The following is a 21,667-nucleotide window of genomic DNA, read 5'->3' as shown; positions in this document are numbered from 1 at the left end:
CCCCTCGCTACCAGTCCACGAATTCCTCGTCTTCGAGCCGTTTCTCCCGGTCGATGGCGTCGATTCGAGCGACGTCTTCGTCGTCGAGTTCGAGGTCGGTCGCCGCGAAGTTATCGCGGACGTGCGCCTCGCTGCTCGCCTTCGGAATCGGGACGACGCCCTTCGTCGAAAGCCACGCGAGACAGACCTGCGCGGGGGAGACGGTGTGTTTCTCGGCGACCTCGCGCAGTTCGGGGAGATCGAACACCGCTCCCTGGGCCAGCGGCGAGTACGCGACGAGCGTCAAATCGTGTTCGTCGGCGTAAGCGACGAGCTCCTCCTGTTGGAGCAGCGGGTGCATCTCCACTTGGAGGGGCGAGCGGCGGTTCGTCGGAGAGGGCGCGCGTCTCGTCGAGCATCGGCGGCGTGAAATTCGAGACGCCGAGGTGACGCACCCACCCGTCGCGGACCAGTTCGTTCAGGGTCGGAAGGTGGGCCTCGGCGTCGAAGCTGTACGGCCAGTGGACGTAGAGCAGGTCGATGGTCTCGACGCCGAGGTTCTCGCGGCTTTCGGCGACGCTCTCGCGGATGTACTCGGACGAGAGGTTCGGTTCCGTGAAGTGACCGACTTTCGTGGCCACGAACACCTCCTCGCGCGGCACCTCCGACCGGTCGAGCGCCTCGCCGACGACCGCCTCGTTTTCGTACATTCGGGCCGTGTCGACGTGGCGATAGCCGACGTCGAGCGCCGCGCGAACCGCCTCGACGCCTGACTCGCCGTGTAGGTCGTACGTGCCGAAGCCGGGGCTGGAAATCGAAGAACCCGTCATGGGTGGACGCACGCACCGGGAGGTCAAAGAGACCGGGGATTTTCGGCGCGGAGTTACGTCTCCTCCAAGTCCGCGAGGTCCCACTCGCCGGTGATGATGGCGCCGGAGTCGGGGTTGTCCGGTTCGACGACGGCCTCGACGATGGCCGGCCCGTCGTGTTCGATGGCCGCCTCCAGCGTCTCCTGAAGGTTCTCGGGTTTGACCACGCGCTCCGCGTAACCGACGTTGAACGCGTCCGCGAACGTCATGTAGTCGACGTCCGTCTCCTCGTCGAACGGCGTGTCGAGCACCCGGTCCCAGCCGTACTTGTCCACCTGCAGGTTCCGGATGGACTTCCAGCCGTGGTTGTTGAGGATGAGGTACGTTACGTCCACGTCGTGCTGGACGGCGCAGGCCACCTCCTGGTTGTTCATGAGGAACGAGCCGTCGCCTTCGACGTCGACGACGGGTCGGTCGGGTTGCGCCAGTTTCGCACCGATGGCCGCCGAGACGCCGAATCCCATCGTCGAGAAGCCGCCGCAGGAGATGTTGCTGCGGGGCTCGTAGACGGGGAACTCGGGATTCGTCGTCTCCTGGGGCTGCCCGGCGCTGGAGACGACGATGCCCTCGCGCGGGAGCGCGTCGCGCAGCCCCGCGATTACGCGCGAGATGCTCATCGGCACGTCGTCGGTGTGGCGCTCCTCGACCATCTCCTGCCACTCCGCCCAGCGCTCCCGAATCTCGGCGTAGTACTCGTTGTCCTCGGGCGAGACGGGGTCGGTGCGGTCTTCGACGGCCTCGTACAGTTGGCGCGTGGTCACCTTCGCGTCGCCCTGAATGCCCACCTCGACGGGGTAGTTCTTCCCGATTTCCTCGGGGTCGATGTCGACGTGAATCAGCTTCGACGGCGGAATCTCGAAGCTCACCCCCGGTTCGAACGAGGAGGTGTGGAGGTCGGAGAACCGACAGCCAACCGCCAGCACCACGTCGGCGTTGCTCGCGAGTTCGTTGCCCGCGGTGGAGCCGATCCAGCCCGCGTAGCCGACGAACAGGTCGTGATCTTCGGGGATGATACCCTTCGCCTGAAACGTCGGGATTACGGGTGCCTGGAGGTGTTCGGCGAGCGCCCGCACATCGTCCCACGCCTCCGCGAGCATCGTGCCCCCTCCGGGAACGAGCACCGGTCTCTCGGCCTCGGCGAGCAGTTCCGCGGCTTCCGCGACCCTCTCGGGGTCACCGCCGGGGCGACTGTGCGACCGCCACGCCGCGGGGTCGGGAATCTCGACGTCGGCCGCCGCACCCTGGACGTCCATCGGTACGTCGACGTGGACGGGGCCGGGGCGGCCCTCCATCGCTATCTGGAACGCCCGGCGGAGAATCCGCGGCAGGCGCTCGACGTCGTCCACGACGAACGACCGCTTCGTCACCGGTTCTATCACGCTCGGAAAATCGCCGGGCTTCTGGCGGTCTATCTCCTGTAAGATGCCCTGCCCGTACTCGTGGGTCTGGGGCGCGCCCGTGAAGACGACCATCGGAATGGAGTCGACGTACGCCGTGGCCACGCCCGTGACCGTGTTCGTCGCCCCCGGGCCGATCGACGTGAACACGGCGAGGGGCTTCCCGCAAGCGCGCGCGTACCCGTCCGCGAGGTGGGCCGCACCCTGTTCGTGCCGGGGTTGGATCACTTCCACGTCGGAGTCATTGAACGCGTCGAGGAGGTTCGTGCTCCCGTGGCCGGGGATTCCGACTAGATACTCGACGCCTTCCCTCTCGAGGTATCTGGCGATGATTTCGCCGCCGTTGAGTCTCGGCATATCTCGTTACGAGCATTGTCACGGTGTGGCATAAACATTCGGCATCGGACCGTAGCGCGAACCGTCACCGACGCCGACCGACGAGCGCGCGTGGGCGGGGATCCGTCGAGGGAGCGCAGATACCGCCGCCCGGCCCTCACAGCGACGGCACCACTTCGTCGCCCATCACCTCGAAGAACCGCTCCGGGTCGGGGCTGGTGTTGGCCAGCGCCACCCTGTCGAATCCCATCTCGGACCATCCCTCTATCTTCGCGGCGACCTCCTCCGGGGAGTCCGCGATAAGGAACTTCGACTCGACCTGCTCGCGCGTCGCCTTCTCGCCCTCGCGCTCGATGTCGCGGGGGTTGGCCATCGCCCGGTCGAAGACGTTCTGGGTGGTCGCCCACCACGGGCGAGTCGCCTCGTAGGCGTCCTCGTAGTCGTCGGCGTAGGAGGCGATGACGAGTAGCGTCGTCTCGATGGCGTCGGGGTCGTTGCCCGCTTCCTCCGCGTATCGGCGCACCGCCGGGTGGAGTCGGTCGGTGAACTCCTCGTCTTTGATGACCGTGATGAACCCGTCTGCGTACCGGGCGGCGAGACGGGCCGTGCTGGGACCGTTCGCGGCGACGTGAATCTCGGGGCGCGTCTCGGGTTTCGTGTAGAGGCGCGCGTCGTTCAGTCGGAAGCGGTCGCCGTCGTAGTCGACGAACTCGTCCTCGTCCCAGAGTCTCGTGATTATCTCCAAGGACTCCTCCAGTCGGTCGCGGCGTTCGGGATACTCCGGCCAGTCGAACCCGAGGGGCGTTTCGTTCATCGCCTCGCCCGTGCTCAGGCCGAGTATCACCCGTTCGTCGTTCATCTCCTGTAACGTGGCGAACGCCTGTGCGACGACGCCCGGGTGGTAGTGGCCCGTCGCCGGCGTCACGCACGTTCCGAGCGGAACGTCCACCCGCTCGCCCGCGGCGCCCATCCACGACCACGCGAACCCGGCCTCGGCGTCCGTGTGAAACCACGGGTGGAAATGGTCGGACGTCCAGACGAGGTCGAAGCCCGCGTCGGCGGCCAGTTCCGCGTAGTCCAGTAGTTCGCTGGGGCTGTACTGCTCTTGGTGGGCCATGTAGTCAACGCTCACCATCGTACGAATACAGTCTCGGAGCAGCCCCATACATATTTCCCCGCCGCGCGGACGCCGCCGAACTGCGTCGTGGGAGTCGTCCGATGCGAACGGCGGTTACTGGGGCGTTCGCTCGGTCTCGGGCGACCCCTGCATGCGCTGGACGCGGTCGGTGTCGCCGATGCGGTCGCCGGTCTGAACGTCGAACCCGTGGACGAGTTCGTCCTGTAGCGTCAACCAGATATCGTCCTTCCGCTCGAAATCCATCGTGTTCGGCGCCTTCACCGTCAGTTCGACGTGGTCGCCGTCCTCGTCGCCGACGATCACGTCGAGGATCTGTTCGTCGCCGAGGGGTTCGGTCACTTGGACGGTGCCCTCGATGGCGTTCTCGGTGCGCGACGTGTGCGCCTCGAAGTACGACGGTCGCACGCCGAGTTCGAACCGGTCGTGTTCGCGGTAGCGCCGAGCGACGCGGTCCGTCAGTTCCACTTCGAATCCGTCGACGTCGGACGCCTCGCGGATGCGACCGTCGTCGTCGATGGTGACGGTGACGAAGTTCATGCTGGGCGATCCGATGAACCCGGCGACGAAGCGATTCGCCGGTTCGTGATACACCTCGTCGGGCGACCCGATCTGCTGGACGTTCGCGTTGTTCATGATGATGAGCTTATCGCCCAGCGTCATCGCCTCCTCCTGGTCGTGCGTGACGTACAGGGTCGTGATGCCGAGGTCCTTCTGGAGCACCTTGATTCGGCTGCGCATGCTGATTTTCAGCTTCGCGTCGAGGCTCGCCAGCGGTTCGTCCATCAGGAACACCGCCGGTCGGCGGATGATGGCACGGCCGAGCGCGACGCGCTGGCGCTGGCCCCCCGAGAGGTGCCCGATTTCCCGGTCGAGCAGCTCCTCGATTTCGAGCATCTCGGCCGTCTCTTTAACGCGCTCGCGGCGGGTCTGTTTGTCCTCTCCGGCCACCTTCAGCGGGTATCCGATGTTCTCGCGCACGTTCATGTGCGGGTACAGCGCGAACTGCTGGAACACCATAGCGATGTTTCGATTCTTCGGGTGGACGTCGGTCACGTCGTAGCCGTCGAGCGTGATCGTCCCGGACGTCGGTTCGGTCAGTCCTGCCAGGCACCGCAGCGTCGTCGTTTTGCCGCATCCGGACGGCCCCAGCAGAACCGCGAACTCGCCGTCCTCAACGGTTATGTCGACGCCTTCGACGGCGAGGGTGTCACCATACTGCTTCACGATGGAGTCGTAATCTACGCGAGCCATTTGTAACACTCAGGTGTGGTTGTCGTAAACACCGTCGCGCAGCTACTTATATCCACAGGACTGGTACCAATACCCGTGCGAAACGCCGGCGGGCGGTTACGCCACCGCCTACAGTCCGAGGCGCTCGTACTGCTCGTCGGGCGCTCGGAGTTCGTCCAGCGCGTCCACTAGCAGGTCGCGCATCTCGCCGTGCACGCCGGGGGCGTCCGCCGCGAGGTCGGCGGTCTGGTCGGGGTCGTCGCGAACGTCGAACAGCAGCGGTTTCTCCCGCCGTTCGACCGAGGGCGCCTCGTACCGCCACACGGGCGTGTCGGTGTACGGGAGGTAGCGACCGGCCTGCGCCTCCTTCTTCGGAGTCGTCGGCGTAAACCACCCGTACGCGTTCATCATGGTCGTCGAGTACACCGCGGACGAAACCTCCGGTCGACACGGCCGCAGGTACGTTCGTTCGCCGTCGGTGACGTTGACCGACGACCCCCAGTAGCCGTAGAGCGCCCAGTCCCTGACGCCGTTCGTCTCGCCGAGGACGAGGGGAAGCAAACTGCGACTGTGGTTCCGGTTCGGGTCGTCGACACCGAACGCGTCGAGAACGGTCGCGTGGAGGTCGACCGCCGAGGTGAGCGCGGACGTTCGACCCCCCGTTCGCGGGGAGTCGGGGTGCCACACCATCAACGGCGTGTGGACGAGCGTGTCGTACATGGGCGACCGGCCGGGTTTGCCGACCCACCCGTGCTCGCCGAGTAAGAATCCGTGATCCGAAGTGACGACCACCATCGTTTCGTCCCACAGTTCCCGGTCGTCCAGCGCCTCGAGCACCCTCCTGAACCATCGGTCGACCATCGTCACCTTCCCCGCGAACTGCGACCGGACGAACGCGAGTTCGTCGTCGCTCAACTCGCTCTGCCCGGCGTCGGTGCGGCCGTAGTACGGCCAGACCGTCTTCGAGGGGTCGCGCGGGTCTTGCTCCGTGTACATCGACGCGTACGGTTCGGGGTTGTGGAACGGTTCGTGGACGTCGAAGCTATCGACGTACAGGAACCAATCGTCCCACGCGGCGTTGTCCTCCAGCCACGACTCGACGCGCGAGAACACGCGGGGAGCGAAGAAGTCCTCCTCGTCCTCGAACGCCGCGGCGTTTCTGGCGTACTGCGCGCGGTTCTGGAACCGCAGGTCGGTCGGCGTTCGACCCGCCGACAGTTCGTTGAGGGCCACGTCGTCCGCCTCCTTCGGGGCACCGTCGAGCACCTGGGAGAGGAGCCACCCCTCCGGCTCCGGTGGGTGGGTTCGCCACGCGTCCACCTCGTGGCCGCGGACGAAGTCGAAACCGTTGTAGTCCTCGTAGTACCCGTCGCTCCCGTGCTGGAAGTAGTGGAAGTGGTCCGTGATCAGCTGGCTAAGCACCCCGTTCTCCCGCGCCGCCAGCGGCAGCGTCGTGTCGAAGGGTTCGATGGGACCCCACGGACGCCAGAGGAACTCCTGGACGCCGGTCAACCACTCGCGTCGCGCCGGCATGCAGGGGAGACTGCCCGCGTAGTGGGTGTCGAACACCAGCGACCGCTCCGCGAACCGGTCGAGATTCGGCGTCGCCACGTCCAGACCCATCGACCGGTCGTACGTCGAGAGGACGTCCCGACGCAAACTGTCGATGGAGACGAACAGAACGTTCATCGAATCACCCGTTCGCCTCCGCGAGACGGCGTAGCGTCCGCTCGTGGTCCCCGCGGACGAGAACCCCGTCGACGACGAGGAACGACGTGCTGAAGCAGTCGCCGCACCGCTGGAGGCATCGCTCCTCCGTCGTCTCGAACTCGCAGGCGGCGAGCCGCGCCCGGGTTTCCGTCGATACGTTGGACAGACAGTACTCTACCGTGTCCACCATGTCGTGTGTGCACACGCGACGAAAGGATAAAAATACCGAAGCCGCCCGCCGGTTCGCTACCGGCGCAAGATTACTTCTCGACTCCGCCCATGCTGAACCCGCGGACGAGGTGGTCGCGGGCGACGAACGCGAACACGAGCACCGGCAGCAGCGCGATGGTTCCCGCGACGCTCATGTTCACCCACTGCACCGAGTACTTCGTGATGAACGACGCGAGTCCGACCGGGACGGTCATCGCCTCGGTGCTCTGAGCCAGGATGATGGCGAACAGCAACTCGTTCCAGGTGACGATCATCGTGAAGATGGCCGCCGCGATGATACCGGGTTTCACCAGCGGGAGCGCGATCTTGAAGAACGCGCCGACGTGCGTATGCCCGTCTATCATCGCCGATTCGATGAGGCTGTCCGGCACCTCCTCGAAGAACCCCTTCATCATCCACACGGAGAAGGGGATGTTGAACATCACGTACACGAGGATGAGCCCGTACAGCGTGTTCACCAGCCGGAGGTCCCGGAAGATGACGAACAGCGGGATGATGGTGACGATGGGCGGCATGAACCTCGTCGATAGGATGTAGAACGGCAGGTGGAAATCGAGGTTGTACGGGAATTCGAACTTCGTGAACCCGTACGCCGCGCACGCGCCGATGAACGTCGCGACGACCGTCGTGACGACGGTGATGATGACGCTGTTCGTGATGAACGTCACGAACTCCGGCCGCTGAGCGAACAGCGCGGCGTAATTGGCGAACTGCATGTCCCACGGAATCCAGTGGGGCGGGAACGACAGCAGCGTTCTCCTCGTCTTCAGCGACGCGGTCACGAGCCAGTACACCGGGAACAGCGACCAGACGAGGAACAGGCCGATGCCGAGGTAGACGAACGCAGTTGCCAATCCGGTCTTCCGGACGCGTTCGTACAGCTGCTCCGTTCGGGACTGTTCCTCGTAGGGTTGCGGGGTGTGTGTCTCAGTTGCCATGGTTCAGAACTCCACCTTCGCGACTTTGACGAACGTCATCGCCAGTATCAGCACGAACACGAGGAGCGTCAGCGCCATCGCCGACGCCTCGCCGTAGTTGCTGAACCGGAACGCGATGCGGTACAGCTCCATGCTGATGACGTTGGTCGAACTGGCGGGGCCGCCGCGCGTGAGGATGTACACCTTCGCGAACACGCGCAGGGCGTCCACCAGCCGGATGATGAGCACCAGCACGATGAGCGATTTCAGATACGGGAGCGTGATGTCGACGAAGCGCTGCCGGCGCGACGCACCGTCCATGACCGCCGCCTCCTTGACGTGGTCGGGGATGGACTGCAGACCCGCGAACATCACGAGCACTACGAGCGGCGTCCACTGCCAGACGTCGGCGATGATGACGGAGTAGAGCGCGATGTTCGGCTCCGAAATCCAGCCGACGTTGTGCCCGATTATGGGTTGCGCCATGAAGTCGAGCAGTCCGTTCGGCGCGTACAGCAAGCGCCAGATGAGCCCGATCACCGTCGGCGAGAGGATCATCGGAATGAGGATGAACGTCTGCCAGAGCCCTCGAAGTTTGATCTTCTTGTTGAGCAGGAGCGCGATGCCGAATCCGAGGAGGAATTCGACGACGACGGCGGTGGTGACGAACTTCGCCGTCACCCACAGCGAGTGGTGGAACGTCTGATTACTCAGCAGGTCGGTGAAGTTCCCGATTCCGACGTAGTTCCGTCCCAATCCCGTCGGGAGGTAGTTGTACATCGACATCTCGACGGCACGCAACAGCGGGTAGAACGTGAGCGCGAACAGGATGATGACGGCCGGGAGCGTCAACAACCACTTGAGGTGGTCGTCGACCCAGAGCAAAACGCGCTCCGTCGTCGCTTCGGTGCCGGTGACGTACTCGGGAGGTTCCCCGTGCGGAAGGTCTTCGGTTGTCTCAGTTCCCATTGTGGGTATTGTGTGCGAATTTGACGTCTATCGATCGATTCATCCCTCGTAGTAGCCGGACTCTTTGAGCAGGTTCTCGACCTCCTTGTTCACGTTGGTAAGCGCCTTCTTCGGCGTGGTGCTCCCGGTCAGCGCGCTGTTGAGATACTTCCCCTGCGTGATTTCGATTTCGGTCCACAGCGGCGTGCGCGGCCGCCACACCGCGTTCTGGAGGCTCTTGTACAGCGCGTCGAACCACGGCTGGGCGTCCATGTTGTTTTTGAACGTGTCGTGACGGAACGGGACGCCGCCCAGTTTGACGTACTTGTCCTGTGCCTTCTTCGAGATGAACGAGTTGATGACCTTGCCCGCTGCCTTCTTCTTCTCGTCGCCCACGTACCGGTTGATGCCGGCGATCCAGTTACCCTGCTGCGGTGCGCGGCGGGTGCCTTCGGGTATCATCGTGAACTCCAGATCGTTCGCCACCTTCGCCTTCTTCGGGTCCAGCAGGAGCGACGAGGCCGCCGGCCACGCCGGCGATTGGGCGGCGGAGCCGTCGCCAACGCTGCTCAGAACCTGGTCGGAGTCGAACGCGGTGACGCCGTCCGGGCTGATGGACTTCAGGTCGTTGACGTAAAAGTTCAGCGCGTCGACGCCCTGTTGCTCGTCCCACTTGTACTTCCAGTTCTTGTCGAACATGTCTCCCGCTTTCGACATGCCCAGGCTGAAGAAGTTGGCGTTGATGGGATTCCCGCGCTTGCCGCGGATGACGTACCCGTGGGCACCGTCGACCTGTTGCGAGATTTTCTTCCCCGCGGCGAGAACGTCGTCCCACGTCTTGGGCGGCGTCTTCGCACCGACCTGTTCGTAGTACTTCTTGTTGTAGACGAACAGTTGCGTGTTCCCGACGACGACCTGTCCGCGAATCGCTTGCTCCATTCCCTGGGCGGACGGAACCTTCGGCCCCTTGGGCGCGGGCCACGTTCCGATGTCGACGCAGGTGTCGATTATTTGGTCCTTCGGAAGGGACTGTGGCATCCACTGTTCGAGCGGTTCGCAGTGACCCGCGAACTGCGGGAACCACGGGTCGTCCATGAAGAGGATGTCGTACGCCTTGCCTTTCGTACCCAGAACGCTGTTGATCTTCTCGAAGAGGTTCGCGTACGGGAACTTGGAGATGTTCACCGTGACGCCGGTGGCCTCCTCGACGTGGTCCTTCACGAGACGCTGGAACAGGTCGCCTTCACCCGACACGGCGGCGACCTTGATACTCTTCGCGGGTTTGACGTTCTTCGGTTTGCTGCCACCGCCACCGCCAAAACTGGTACAGCCGGCGAGGGAGAGGGTCGCGGCCCCGCTCGCGGCACCTGCGAGGAAGTGTCTCCGGGAGCGACTTTCGCTGCCGCCGCCCCCGACTGAGTCGGTACGCTGCTCCGAGTGATCGGTCTTGCCACCAACTGGCATAGTCAGATGCTATTTCTATGGAATAATAAATCATTGGGTCGAACTCGAGAGAACGAATAGCTCCAGTCCGGCCGAACAGCGGATCGTTCCAGAACGTATTTATCTCGGGTGACGCTCACTCGAACCATGGGAGTTGGTTACACGACAATCATGTACGATGCCGAATCGCTCGAAATGGGCATCAGCGACGTTGCGGCCTGTCGGTACGACGGCGTCGAAATCGGGCTGGAGAAGGTCAGGCACGTCGGCGAAGAGCGACTCGCATCGTGGCTCGACGAGTACGACCTCGACCTGTACCTCGTGATGAGCGAGTGGCTGGAAACCGAGGACGCCGTCGAACGGGTCGCCGGCGACGCCCGGATGGTGGCGGACCTCGGCGCCGAGTTCCTCGGCATGTTGCCGCCCCAACGGGGTCGACGGGACGACGAGACGGTCGAAGAGTGGTTCGAGACCATCGCGGACGCCGCGGCGGACGCGGGCGTGACGCCGCTCATCCACCACCACGGCGCGACGCACGTCGAGCAACCGAACGAGATCGAGACGTGGTTGGACCGTACCCCGGACAACGTCCGACTGGTGTGGGACACCGCCCACCAGTACCCGTACGGCGAGCACTACCCCGACGGCGACGTCACCGACGGCGTCGAACGGTTCGCCGACGATATCGCGTACGTCCACCTCAAGGACGTGGCACCGCCCACGGCGTTCACCGAACACCGGGAGGCGCTCTCCAGCGGAACCTTCCACCTCGACGACGTCATCAACTACTTCCGCTCGTTCACCGATCTCGGGCGGGGCGTCCTCGACTTCGAGGGGGTGTACGACGCGCTCGAAGCGGCGGGGTACGACGGGCACTACACCATCGAGATAGAGAACCGAACCGAGAAGCCGCTGGTGCACGCGAAGGAGAACGTCGACTACTGGCGGGACGTCGCGGACGGTTCGTGACCGTCCCACCCGGCCGACCCCCGTCGAATCGGTCGACCGCGACGTGACCGGTGCGCCGAACGGCCCGCGTCGGTTCGCTCAGCGGGAAAACTCGACCGCCGTCTTGATCCGTCCGTCGTCGTCCGCGAGCGCACTCGCCGCGTCGTCCGGCCCGTAGACGCCGGTAACGACGTCCTCGAACACCCACTCCGGGAGCGACTCGAGCGTCTCGACCGCGGCCTCGAAGTGACTCGGCCGCGAGTTCACGTTACCGACCAGCGCCTTATTGTGCACGACCATGTCGCGGTGGAGACTCCCTCCGTCCACCGTCAACGACCGTGAGTTCGGAACCCCTTGTAACGCGCCGACGCCGTTGGGCGCGAGCGCCGACACCGTCTCGAAGGCGTGGGGAGCGTGCCCCGTCGCCTCGTAGACGAAGTCCGCCGGTTCGTGTGCGTCCGGAATCTCGGGGACGGGCGTCTCGCGCGAATCGACGTACGTCGCGCCGACGCGCTCCACGAACGCGACGGAGGGGTCCGGCCGATCCCGCCGACCCAGACAGTAGGTGCGCTCGAACTCCTCGCCGAACGCCAGCCGAGCGAGGCCGAGTAACCCGAGGCTCCCGTTGCCGAGCACCAGCGCGCTCTCGGGTCGCCACTCGAACGCCGACCGACTGGCGAAGGCGACCTCGAGGGCTTTCTCACAGATGCTCATCGGTTCGACGAGGAAACCGTACGCCGCGAGTTCGTCGGGGATTGGAACGAGGGTTTCGACGGGACTGGTGAAGTACTCCGCCATGAAGCCGTGTGCGCCGACGATACCTCGTTCGACGAACCGGCCGTCGAGCGCCATGTCGGGTTCGCCGCGCTCGAAGTGCGCGCTCCTCCCGGTCGGTCGGCGAACCGTCCCCTCGTCCGGGAAGAGCGCCACTGCTCGCATGGTTCGAGTAAACGAGCACGGCCGACCGATAAAACGGTATCGCTCCGAGCGGGGAAAACGAGGTGGACGCTAGTCGACTTTCTCGTGCGCCTCGACCGCGTCCCAGTCGAGTTCGATACCGAGTCCGGGGCCGTCGGGCACCTCGATGCGGCCGTCGACGATGAGGTCGTCGCCCGTCACGAGGTCCTCCCACCACGGAACTTCCCGCGCGTGGTACTCCAAGGCGACGAAGTTCGGCACCGTGGCACCGACGTGGGCGGTGGCGACGGTCGCGACCGGGCTGCCGATGTTGTGCGGAACGACCGCCTGATAGTACGTCTCGGCCATGTCGGCGATCTTTTTGGTCTCGGCGATACCGCCGACCTTGGGAACGTCGGGTGCGAGGAAGTCGACGGCTTGTTCCTCGACGAGGTCACGGAAGCCGTGGCGACCGTAGCGGTTCTCGCCGGTCAACAGCGTCACGTCGACTCGTCGCTTGAGTTCGCGCATCGCGTCGGTGTTCTCCGGCGGAAGCGGGTCCTCGACCCACGCCAAGTCGTACGGTTCGATGGCGCGACAGAGTCGCTCGGCCGTCTCGGGGCTGAAGTTCCAGTGCAGGTCCACCGCGACCTCCGCGTCGTCGCCCACCTCGTCGGTGACCGCTTCGACGATCCGCCGCTTGTGCTCTATCTCGGGCGAGTCGAAGTGGCGCGATTTGCGGTTCAGGGTCCGCCCCGAGGGGACGTCGAGGTCGAATTTCACCGCGTCGAAGCCGTCGTCGACGGCCATCCGGGCCGCCTGCGCGTACGCCTCCGGCTCGTACGTCGACTCCTCCTGTCCCTCCTCGGCGGAGGAGACCATCGCTTCGCCGGCGTGGCAGTCCGCGTACACTTGTACCGAGTCGCGCATCTTCCCGCCCAGTAGTTGCCATATCGGCTGGTCGAGCAACTTGCCGGCGAGGTCCCAGAGGGCGATTTCGACGCCACTGATGGCTATCGTGCCGACGCCCCACTGCGACCCGCGCCCGGAGAGACTCTCGCGCATCAGGTAATAGAGCCTCTCGACGTCGGTCGGCGTTTCGCCGACGAGGACGGGGCGTAGGTAGTCGGTGACGATTTCGTGGACGCCCGGCGACGGGTACGCTTCGCCGACGCCGACGGTACCGTCGGCGGCTTCGACGGTGACGATGGTCCACGGGAAGTTTCCGTCGATGACGACCGTATCGAGGTCCGTGATTTCGGGGGTCGAGCCGTCGCGGTCGGGCGTCTCGTCGAAGTCCGCCCACATCGTTACTGCGAGGTTGGATGCGAAGTCTTCGTACATGTATGTTATCTCTCGTCGTGGGGTCTTGAGTGTCGGGGGTCAGTAGCCGCCCAGCGTAACGGCGCCCTCGTAGGTTCGAAACAGGTCGGCGATCAGACGAACGTCGTCGCGCGCTTCCGCGAACGTCGTGCGCACTTCGGCTTCGCCCCGGGTGCAACGGACGAAGTGTTTCACCTCGCGCTTGAACGCTTCGTCGTACGAGGCGACGTGCGTGCGCTCCTCCAGTTCTTCGATTCCTCGCTTGACCGTCAGCTCCGTGGGCGTGTTCTTGATGAACGGGTTGGAGAACTCGACGTTCACCATCCGGTCGGGCGCGTCGACGCGGATGAACTGCTCGAACCACTTGCGCTCCGAGAGGCCGGAGTCGAGGATGCATCGAACCCCGCCCTCGTAGACGAGGTGGGCGGTGGCGTACCGGCCGTCCGCGAACACGTCGACGTGGTCGATTCGCTCGACGTCGCCGAACAGCCCTCGCAGTGCGTTCACGTCGTGACAAACGTGTTCGAGGTGCCAGTCGTAGTCGTCGGCGAGCGCGTCGTCGTCCGTGCCGATAGCCGAGAGGGCGTCCGCGTGACGCTTGGCCGCGCTCTCCTCGACGAACTGGTCGGGGAGCGTACCGCCGACGATGTCGTACACTTCGTCGAGGATGCGCACGTGGTCGGGATCGACGTCGTACGCCGTCACGAGGTCGATATCCTCCACCGCCGCGAGTTCCTCCTGCGCCCGTTCGTAAGAGGGGTCGTACCGTTTCATGTACGCGACCATCGACGTCGCATCGGACGCCTCCGCGATTTCGACCATCCGATCCGCGTCCTCCGGGGAGACGGTGAGCGGTTTTTCGACGAGCGTGTGGATGCCCGCGCCGAGCGTCTGCTCCACCACGTCCGCGTGGGTGTGCGGCGGCGTCAACACGATGACCGCGTCCAACTCCTCGCCGACGCCGGCGAGGAGTTCTTCGACGGACGCGAACCCGTGCTGGACGTTGTACCGGTCTGCGAGTATCTCGACGCGGTCCTCGGCGGGGTCGCTCAGCGCGTAGAGTTCTATCTCGGGGAGTTCCGTCACGTACGGAATGTGCATCACTTGGGCGATGGTGCCACATCCCACGATAGCGAATCGCATCACAAAAACCCACTTTAGCAGGGACTGTTATAGTTTCCGGTGCTTACGGTCGGGGGGCCCGGTCATCGCGGCGACGGACGCCGGTTACCGCTACCGGGCCGATGGCCGGAGGTTTCCCGGAGACACCCGACCCTCAAATTTTTATAGCGGTGCGCCATTACCACGAACGTTCGTACAATGAGCGCAGAACCGACTGCGGCTAGAGGCACGGAGAGACGCCGTTCGACCGCTTCCGACGGGGAGACGAAATCAGCCCTCCCTCGTCTCTCTACTCCCCCACTATAACAACCATGTCGAATCACTTGAAGCGTTCACTCGAAGAACGTACCGACCCGACCGGAACCTGGCTCTCCATCGGCCACCCCGCCGTGGCCGAAGTGTGCGCCTCGCTCGACCTCGAGTTCGTCCTCATCGACACGGAACACACGTCGATGCACCTGGAGACGGTCGAAAACATGGTGCGTGCGGTCGACGCGACCGACGGTCGAACCGAAACGGTGGTGCGAGTGCCGTGGAACGACCCGGTGCGTTTGAAGCGCGTCCTCGACCTCGGCGTTCAGGGCGTTATGGTACCGATGATAGAGACGGCCGAGGAGGCGCGAACGTTGGTCGATGCGACCCGATACCCGCCGCAAGGTAGTCGCGGTATCGCCGGCGGCCGGGCGGCGAACTACGGACTGAACTTCGAGGATTACGTCAAAAGCGCGAACGGTTCCGTCCTCACCGTCGTCCAGATAGAGACGGAGCGAGGACTCGAGAACGTCGGGGACATCGCGTCCGTCGACGGGGTCGACGCCCTGTTCGTCGGCCCCGCCGACCTCTCGGGATCGCTCGGCGTGTTCGCCGAGTGGGAGTCCGAGCGGCTCGCTTCCGCCATCGACCGGGTGGTCTCGGCAGGCCAAACGACCGACACGCCAGTCGGAACGCTCGTCATCGACCCCGCCGACGTGGAGATGCGGGTCGGTCAAGGGTTCGACTACCTCATCGTCGGCAAGGACACCGCGTCGCTGGCGTCCGCGACGCGCGACGCGAAGGCGACGTACGACGCGGCGTTGACCGAGTCCGTCGACCGACCCGTCGAAAACGAGTGAGTTCGATTCTCCCGACCGGACTCGACCGGGACGGCGAGCGACGCGGGCGTTCGGCGACTCCGAACGACTACGCGACGGCGGTTAGCTGTACCAGCGTTCTATCTGAATCGTCTTGTCGGTGTAGAAGTTCACGGCGTCCTCGCCTTGCGCGTGGAGGTCCCCGAAGAACGACTCCTTGCGCCCGCCGAAGTGGAAAAATCCCATCGGCGCACAGACGCCGACGTTGACGCCGATGTTGCCCGCGTCGACCTCGTAGCGGTACTTGCGGGCGTCGGTTCCGCGCTCCGTGTAGATGGTGGAGGCGTTGCCGTACCGCGTCGAATTGACCATCTCGATGGCCTCGTCCAAGTCGGCGGTCTTCGCGAGACAGAGAACCGGTCCAAATATCTCGTCCTGCGCGATGGCCATGTCGGCCGTCACCCCTTCGAGGAGCGTGGGACCGACGAAGGTACCGTCGAGTTCCGGGTGGTCGTAGTTCCGGCCGTCGACGACCACCTCCGCACCCGCGTCGAGCGCTTCGTCGATGACGTCCAAGATACGCTCCCGGGAGTCCGGCGTGATGACCGGCCCGACGTCGGTCGTCTCGTCGAGTCCGTCGCCGACCGCGAGATCCTCGGTGGCCGCGACGAGTTCCGCCTTGAGGTCGTCGTATACGTCCCCGACTCCGACGACCACGTCGTTCGCGAGACAACGCTGCCCGGCGTTTCCGTACACCGAACCGATAACGTTGGGCACGGCGTCGTCCAGTTCCGCGCTCTCGGTCACGACGGCGTAATTCTTCGCCCCGCCCTGCGCCTGTACCCGTTTGCCGCGTTGGGCGGCGGTTTCGTAGACGTACTTGGCGACGTGGGAACTGCCGACGAACGAGACTCCCTCGACGTCCGGATGTTCGAGGAGCGCGTTGACGGTCTCGGCCGAACCGTTGACGAGGTTGACGACGCCGTCGGGGAAGTCGACGCCGTCGACGGCCTCGTAGATGAGCTGCGAACTCAGGGGGACCTTCTCGCTGGGTTTGAGGACGAAGGTGTTGCCCGTCGCGACGGCGTACGGAAGGAACCACAGCGGTATCATCGCCGGGAAGTTGAACGGAGTTATCGCGCCGAACACCCCCAACGGCTGTCTGACGGCGTACTCGTCCACGTCCCGTGCGACGTCCTCCACGAGGCCGGACTGCTCGCGGAGCATGTTCGGGACGCCCGCCGCCACCTCGACGTTCTCGATGCCGCGCCTGATTTCGCCGCGCGCCTCGGCGAGCGTCTTTCCGTGCTCACGGGTGAGCGCCTGCGCGATATCCTCCTGTCTGTCCTCCAGTTCGTATTTTAGGTCGAAGAGGTACTGGACGCGGTCGACGGCCGGGGTTCGACGCCAGTTATCGAACGCCTCGGCGGCGGCCCGGACGGCCAGGTCGACGTCCTCTCCCGTCGAGAACGGCACCTCCCCCAGTTCGTCGTTGGTGGCCGGATTAACGACGGGGTGCGATTCATCTCCCCCGGACTCGATCCACTCGCCGCCGACGTAGTTCCTGATCGGATCGGGGAGAGAGCCAGCGCCTGCTGTCTGCTCCTGTTTGCTAACCATACACGTAGTACCTCCTGCGCAGGCGGACAAAGGTGTTACGCTCGAACGACGATTCGGTATCGAACCGAGGGCGTTCGGCGATTGCGAACGGGAAGCGCGTTCATTTTGCTGCCCTTCCGGGCGACTCACCCCTCTTCGCGTTAATTCCACCCTTCCACACCCCGTCCGGTGGACGCGGTCGGTCGGCTCCCTCTCACCCACCCGTTCGGCGATTGCAAACAATTATGTGTTATTAGCTAGCACGTTCACGCATGTCGCGCGAAACAGGCCGAACGGTAAAGGCGGTTCAAACGACCCTCGATATCGTGGAGTACCTCCGAGAAAACGAAGGGGGGAAGATTACGGACATCGCCGACGACCTCCACCGCTCGAAGGGGACGGTTCACAGCCACCTCGCAACGCTGCTCGAAAACGAGTACGTCGTGAAGGACGGCGAGGCGTATCGGTTAAGCCTCAGGTACATGGACTTCGGGCAGTTCGTTCAGGAGCGCCTCGGGATCTACGACGTGGTTCAGGACGAACTCGACGACCTCGCGGCGGAGACCGGCGAACTCGCGCAGTTCGCGACGGAAGAGCACGGGCGCGCGGTGTACATTTACAAGGCCCACGGTGAGAAGGCGGTTCAAACCGCGTCGACGGTCGGCAAACGGGAGAACCTCCACTGCATTTCGCTCGGCAAGGCGATGCTCGCTCACATGCCGCGCTCTCGAGTCGAGGAAATCGTCGACCGTCACGGCCTCCCCGCGTACACGGCGGCGACCATCACCGAGCGCGAGAAGTTGTTCGCCGACCTGGAGAGGGTTCGAGAGCGAGGGTACGCCGTCGACAACGAGGAGAAAATCGAAGGGCTTCGGTGCATCGCCGCGCCGGTGAAGGGCACCGACGGTGGCGTACTCGGCGCGGTGAGCATCTCCGGGCCATCGAGCCGAATGGACGGCAAGCGATTCGAGGAGGAACTGCCGAACAACGTGAAGCGCTCGGCGAACGTCATCGAAATCAACGCGAAGTTCTCCTAATTACGGTCCATTCCGTTCGTAATCGCCGAACGACCGTCCGGTTGCGCGAATTCGATTTCCCTCTCGGTCGCACCAACGCTACCGGGTCCTCTTCCTCGAGTTCCGACCGCTTCTCTTTACAAACCTATATCTGTAACCCTGTTCGTCAGAGCGCATTCACCGATTCCGCCGCGACGGTACCGAAATCCGTCGACACGGTCGGTTGCGTCCCGGGCCGACCTCCGAGTCGCCCCCGCCACTCGCTTTCGTCCTTCTCGGTGCGAAATTACCGTCTCCGTTGAAGCAGGGTTACAGGACTACCTCTGTAATGGTGATCGAAGGGTTCGAAGCGGAACGTCGACCGCATCGGCTATCGAACCGGTAACTGCGAGGCGGCGTCTCGCTCGAACTGGTCGATACCGAGTTCGTCGTCTCGGAAATTCCAGACTATTGTTACAAAATTAATTACTCTATTTTGCCGCGCTTCGTGGTGTCGACCCGGTGAACGGTTCGACGAACGAACGGCGGCGTGTCCGTGACGGCGTGGACGTTCGGGTGATAAATCGGGTTACGGTCGGAGTCGATGTTCGAGCGAGATGCAGCGATAGGGAGTGATCCATCGGTGGGGGTCCTGCCGAGGGATCCTTTACGAACGACGCCGTCAGCCCGAAAGAAAGCGGATGCGTGATGCGGTCGGCGGCGCGTCCCGGTCGACCGCCGAAACTCGCCGCCACGAACGGGAGCTTCGAGCGGTTCGAAACGGGTGAAAGCGCCGCCACGGCGCTGAGAGACGTAGTGTGCGATCCTCCACTCGGTTGTTAGAAGTTCACCTATCTCGTATTTTATCTCGGAGCGCAGCGGGCGGTTACGGATGTCGAGTAATTAATTCCGTAACATCAGGGCGTCGCGAGCGGAAACGACCGAAGATCGTTCACTTTCCCGACCGCCACCTCTTCCGGAAAATGTCCGATACCGGCGACTCCGCTCCACGGCGACGCATCGAGTGTCGAGAGCGAGCGGAATCGGCGGTGACGGATGGTCGAACACGCAACGCTTCCGGTCGTCCGCTTCGACGTTTCTCGAGTCTCCCCGTCGAGCCAGTACGAAAAAGTTCGTCGTGAACCGAGGCTCGCGCGATCGAATTCAGCGCGTCGGCCTGGGAATTGTACCGCGGGATTCGTCGGGTCCGGGCCTTCGTAGGACGGCGGCCGTCACCTTCTCGTTTCGGAAGTGCGCCGATAGGACGGGGGCGCGCTACGAACCGCTGGTCACGCTCTGGCGGATTCGATCGGCGATTTCGTTTCTGGATACTTCGGAACTGTCCTCCTTCCACACCCTCGTGAGGACGAGATCTAGCAGATTTAGCCGCTCCAGCAGTTGGCGGGCTTCGTCCCGGCCGATGTCCAGTTCTCGCGTAACTTCGTGGATCGTTATCGAAGACTCGACCGCGTCGGCGAGACGATCGAGAGTCACCCCGTCTGGGAGTCCGATTCCGTCGGCGATGAGCGGCTGATTTTCGACGTCTTCCACGGGGTCGTCCGAATCCCAACCCTCCGCCGGTTCGTCCGACCGCCGGTCGACGGTAGCCGACTCGGAATCTCCGTTCGAACCCTCGGTACCGTCTTCGCCTCGCGCCGTCGCGGCAGCACTTTCGTCCCGTTCCGGCGACGGTGCGCTATCGCCATCGGAACTCGACACGGTGTTGTACGTAGCCGGTTCGTGGACGCCCGCTTCGGTCATGTAACGGCGCACGGTCTCCGCCGAGACGTCCATCTCGATCACGTCGGCCATCTCGATGAAGGTATCGCACGCTTCGTAGATCCGTCGAAGGTAGTCCGTATCTTCGAACGGCGGGAGCCCCTCGGATCGCACCGCATCGAACTCGTCCTCGCGGTTCGGTTCGTTCCCGACTGCCGGGGAACGCGCGGACTTCGGGGACGTTTCGCCGTTTTGTTCGTCCGCGGATTCCTCGACCGTCTCCGCACTCGATTCAGCATCTCCGGCCGCCTCCGAAGCGTTCTCGCGGGGTTGCCGTACCGCGTTTTTCTCCTCGGCGTCCGCCGGTCGTTCCGTCCCACCGTCGGGGTCGACGGTCACGATGGACGTCACCAGAATCGTCCCGCCCTCGACGCGCACGCTGTCCGCTTCTTCGACCGACACTCGTTCGTTTTCGATTCGGTTCGCCGTCGGGAGAGACGACGGCGGGAAGTCGACTCGTAAACCACCGTCCTCTCGAATCGTCGCGGCCGTCGGCGAGAGATCGTCCGCCGAATCGCCGGTCAGCGTCGCACACAGCGGAACGGCGATGTCGACGGTCGCTCGTAGTTCCCCGTTCGACCGAGGGTCGTCGGGTCGAGTGGCCTCGACGCGCTGTATCTCCGCCCGCCCCGACTCGTAGCGTTCGAGCGCTTGGGAGAGCCACCAAAAAGTGTTACTAGTTCCCATGGGACTGGTTAACTTGACGATGCACCCACGGGGGGAAATAGGTGCATCATGAATTATCCGCATATTTAAATAGCGCCTTCGGTTCGCGTCATCGGCGACGGCGTCCGTTCTACCGGAGTCGGGGCGAGGGGGCGGGCGCGACCCGCGTTGGTTTTCGGAACCGCCGAGCGGTATCGGAGACGGACCGCGCGGTGAGCGGGCCGCGTATCCCGCCAGCCTTCGTCGATTTGAGGCCATCTAGTCGGTGTATGTAAACCTTCTTGAGGGCTTGCGAGGTATGACCCGATACGAACGAGATGACTAACCGAACGGGAACACCGATGCGACCGCGTTCGAGATGGAGTACACAACACCGATATGTCTATCATCGTTAGATCGTACATCGAGCACGAACAGCTCGCGCTCGTCCCCACGTTGAGAGAGCTAGAGGGGATCAAAATCAGAGTCGTCGCGCAGGGAACCACCAGTCCGGGGACCACCGTCTTCCCGTTTCTTATCGAGTACGACGACCGCGCGGAACTCGAGAGGATACTCGACGACGACCCGACGGTCAACGAATACAAGCTCGTGGACTGGACCAACGGAGCGGGAATCTATTATATCGAGCACACGCCCGAGACGAAACTCATCAGCACCGTGGTGACGAACGTGAGCGGTCTCTTAGTGCACACGGAGACGAAGGGGAACGGCTGGCTCATCCGACTGCTCCTGCCCGACAGGGAGGCCCTCAACAGCATCTGGAAGTACGCGAACGAGAACGACATCACGCTCGACATCATCGAGATATACAGTAACGACGACGCGGGGACCGAGATGTCGTACGGACTGACCGAAGAACAGATGATCGCGCTGAAAACCGCGTACGACAAGGGGTACTTCCAAGAACCGCGCGACATCTCGCTCAGTCAGGTCGCCGACGAAATCGGCGTGTCGTCGACGGCGATGAGTGGCCGATTACGCCGCGGCGTGCGGAACCTCATCGCCGCGACGATTTCGGAGGACGACGGCGAGGAGTGACCGTCGAGGGTCGCGGCCGGAACGAGCGAGCC

General features: G+C 63.9%; 17 protein-coding genes and 1 pseudogene. 4 read left to right on the top strand and 14 right to left on the bottom strand.

All coding sequences use genetic code 11. The annotated features are described in order from the left end of the window. Positions 1-7 precede the first annotated feature (7 nt). From LIX00_RS26360 to LIX00_RS18670, 9 genes and pseudogenes are all read right to left on the bottom strand, one after another. A pseudogene (locus tag LIX00_RS26360) lies at positions 8-809 on the bottom strand (aldo/keto reductase). Positions 810-862: 53 nt separating this feature from the next. Then, complete coding sequence (locus LIX00_RS18705) at positions 863-2,602, bottom strand: thiamine pyrophosphate-binding protein (RefSeq protein WP_227356526.1); 1,740 nt, start codon at positions 2,600-2,602, stop codon at positions 863-865. 136 nt (positions 2,603-2,738) lie between these two features. Further along, positions 2,739-3,716 carry a TIGR03557 family F420-dependent LLM class oxidoreductase gene (locus LIX00_RS18700; RefSeq protein WP_227356525.1) on the bottom strand — a complete coding sequence of 326 codons (978 nt, stop codon included), beginning with the start codon at positions 3,714-3,716 and terminating at the stop codon, positions 2,739-2,741. A 96-nt stretch (positions 3,717-3,812) separates the two neighbouring features. Beyond that, positions 3,813-4,970 carry an ABC transporter ATP-binding protein gene (locus LIX00_RS18695; protein ID WP_227356524.1) on the bottom strand — a complete coding sequence of 386 codons (1,158 nt, stop codon included), beginning with the start codon at positions 4,968-4,970 and terminating at the stop codon, positions 3,813-3,815. Between the two features lie 108 nt (positions 4,971-5,078). Continuing rightward, positions 5,079-6,638 (bottom strand): sulfatase family protein, encoded by a 1,560-nt coding sequence (locus LIX00_RS18690; RefSeq protein ID WP_227356523.1) that lies wholly within the window; start codon positions 6,636-6,638, stop codon positions 5,079-5,081. Positions 6,639-6,642: 4 nt separating this feature from the next. Next, on the bottom strand, positions 6,643-6,849 hold the full coding sequence (locus tag LIX00_RS18685) for a DUF1450 domain-containing protein (protein ID WP_227356522.1): 207 nt from the start codon (positions 6,847-6,849) through the stop codon (positions 6,643-6,645). Positions 6,850-6,919: 70 nt separating this feature from the next. Next, on the bottom strand, positions 6,920-7,828 hold the full coding sequence (locus LIX00_RS18680) for a carbohydrate ABC transporter permease (protein WP_227356521.1): 909 nt from the start codon (positions 7,826-7,828) through the stop codon (positions 6,920-6,922). Between the two features lie 3 nt (positions 7,829-7,831). Further along, entirely contained in the window at positions 7,832-8,776 is a 945-nt protein-coding gene (locus LIX00_RS18675; protein ID WP_227356520.1) for a carbohydrate ABC transporter permease, read from the bottom strand. Positions 8,777-8,815: 39 nt separating this feature from the next. Continuing rightward, positions 8,816-10,219, bottom strand: coding sequence for a substrate-binding domain-containing protein (locus LIX00_RS18670; RefSeq protein ID WP_227356519.1), 1,404 nt, complete (start codon positions 10,217-10,219; stop codon positions 8,816-8,818). A 126-nt stretch (positions 10,220-10,345) separates the two neighbouring features. On the opposite strand from LIX00_RS18670, the gene LIX00_RS18665 reads away from it, so the two are divergent. After that, positions 10,346-11,167, top strand: a complete 822-nt coding sequence (locus LIX00_RS18665) for a sugar phosphate isomerase/epimerase family protein (RefSeq protein WP_227356518.1) — start codon at positions 10,346-10,348, stop codon at positions 11,165-11,167. A gap of 78 nt (positions 11,168-11,245) precedes the next feature. On the opposite strand, the gene LIX00_RS18660 is transcribed toward LIX00_RS18665, so the two are convergent. From LIX00_RS18660 to LIX00_RS18650, 3 genes are all read right to left on the bottom strand, one after another. Further along, entirely contained in the window at positions 11,246-12,085 is an 840-nt protein-coding gene (locus LIX00_RS18660) for an MDR/zinc-dependent alcohol dehydrogenase-like family protein (protein WP_227356517.1), read from the bottom strand. A 69-nt stretch (positions 12,086-12,154) separates the two neighbouring features. Beyond that, positions 12,155-13,387, bottom strand: a complete 1,233-nt coding sequence (locus LIX00_RS18655; protein ID WP_227356516.1) for a mandelate racemase/muconate lactonizing enzyme family protein — start codon at positions 13,385-13,387, stop codon at positions 12,155-12,157. A 39-nt stretch (positions 13,388-13,426) separates the two neighbouring features. After that, entirely contained in the window at positions 13,427-14,509 is a 1,083-nt protein-coding gene (locus LIX00_RS18650; RefSeq protein ID WP_227356515.1) for a Gfo/Idh/MocA family protein, read from the bottom strand. Between the two features lie 290 nt (positions 14,510-14,799). Between LIX00_RS18650 and LIX00_RS18645 the strand changes: the two genes are divergently transcribed. Next, positions 14,800-15,600, top strand: coding sequence for an HpcH/HpaI aldolase family protein (locus LIX00_RS18645; protein WP_227356514.1), 801 nt, complete (start codon positions 14,800-14,802; stop codon positions 15,598-15,600). Positions 15,601-15,681: 81 nt separating this feature from the next. Here LIX00_RS18645 and LIX00_RS18640 read toward each other — a convergent pair whose 3' ends face one another. Further along, entirely contained in the window at positions 15,682-17,178 is a 1,497-nt protein-coding gene (locus LIX00_RS18640; protein ID WP_227356513.1) for a CoA-acylating methylmalonate-semialdehyde dehydrogenase, read from the bottom strand. Between the two features lie 251 nt (positions 17,179-17,429). Here LIX00_RS18640 and LIX00_RS18635 point away from each other — a divergent pair, with 251 nt between their 5' ends. Beyond that, the gene (locus LIX00_RS18635; RefSeq protein ID WP_227356512.1) at positions 17,430-18,194 is read left to right on the top strand and encodes an IclR family transcriptional regulator; all 765 of its coding nucleotides are present in this window, start codon (positions 17,430-17,432) and stop codon (positions 18,192-18,194) included. A gap of 1,233 nt (positions 18,195-19,427) precedes the next feature. Here the strand turns inward: LIX00_RS18635 and LIX00_RS18630 are convergent. After that, the gene (locus LIX00_RS18630; protein WP_227356511.1) at positions 19,428-20,618 is read right to left on the bottom strand and encodes a DUF8073 domain-containing protein; all 1,191 of its coding nucleotides are present in this window, start codon (positions 20,616-20,618) and stop codon (positions 19,428-19,430) included. A 357-nt stretch (positions 20,619-20,975) separates the two neighbouring features. On the opposite strand from LIX00_RS18630, the gene LIX00_RS18625 reads away from it, so the two are divergent. Continuing rightward, positions 20,976-21,635 (top strand): helix-turn-helix domain-containing protein, encoded by a 660-nt coding sequence (locus tag LIX00_RS18625; RefSeq protein WP_227356510.1) that lies wholly within the window; start codon positions 20,976-20,978, stop codon positions 21,633-21,635. Positions 21,636-21,667: the final 32 nt, after the last annotated feature.

This window comes from Haladaptatus salinisoli, from assembly GCF_020614375.1.
In the GTDB taxonomy this organism is placed as follows: domain Archaea; phylum Halobacteriota; class Halobacteria; order Halobacteriales; family Haladaptataceae; genus Haladaptatus; species Haladaptatus salinisoli.
The sequence above is the reverse complement of the archived record's forward strand: the minus strand, read 5'-3'. Positions and strand labels throughout refer to the sequence as shown.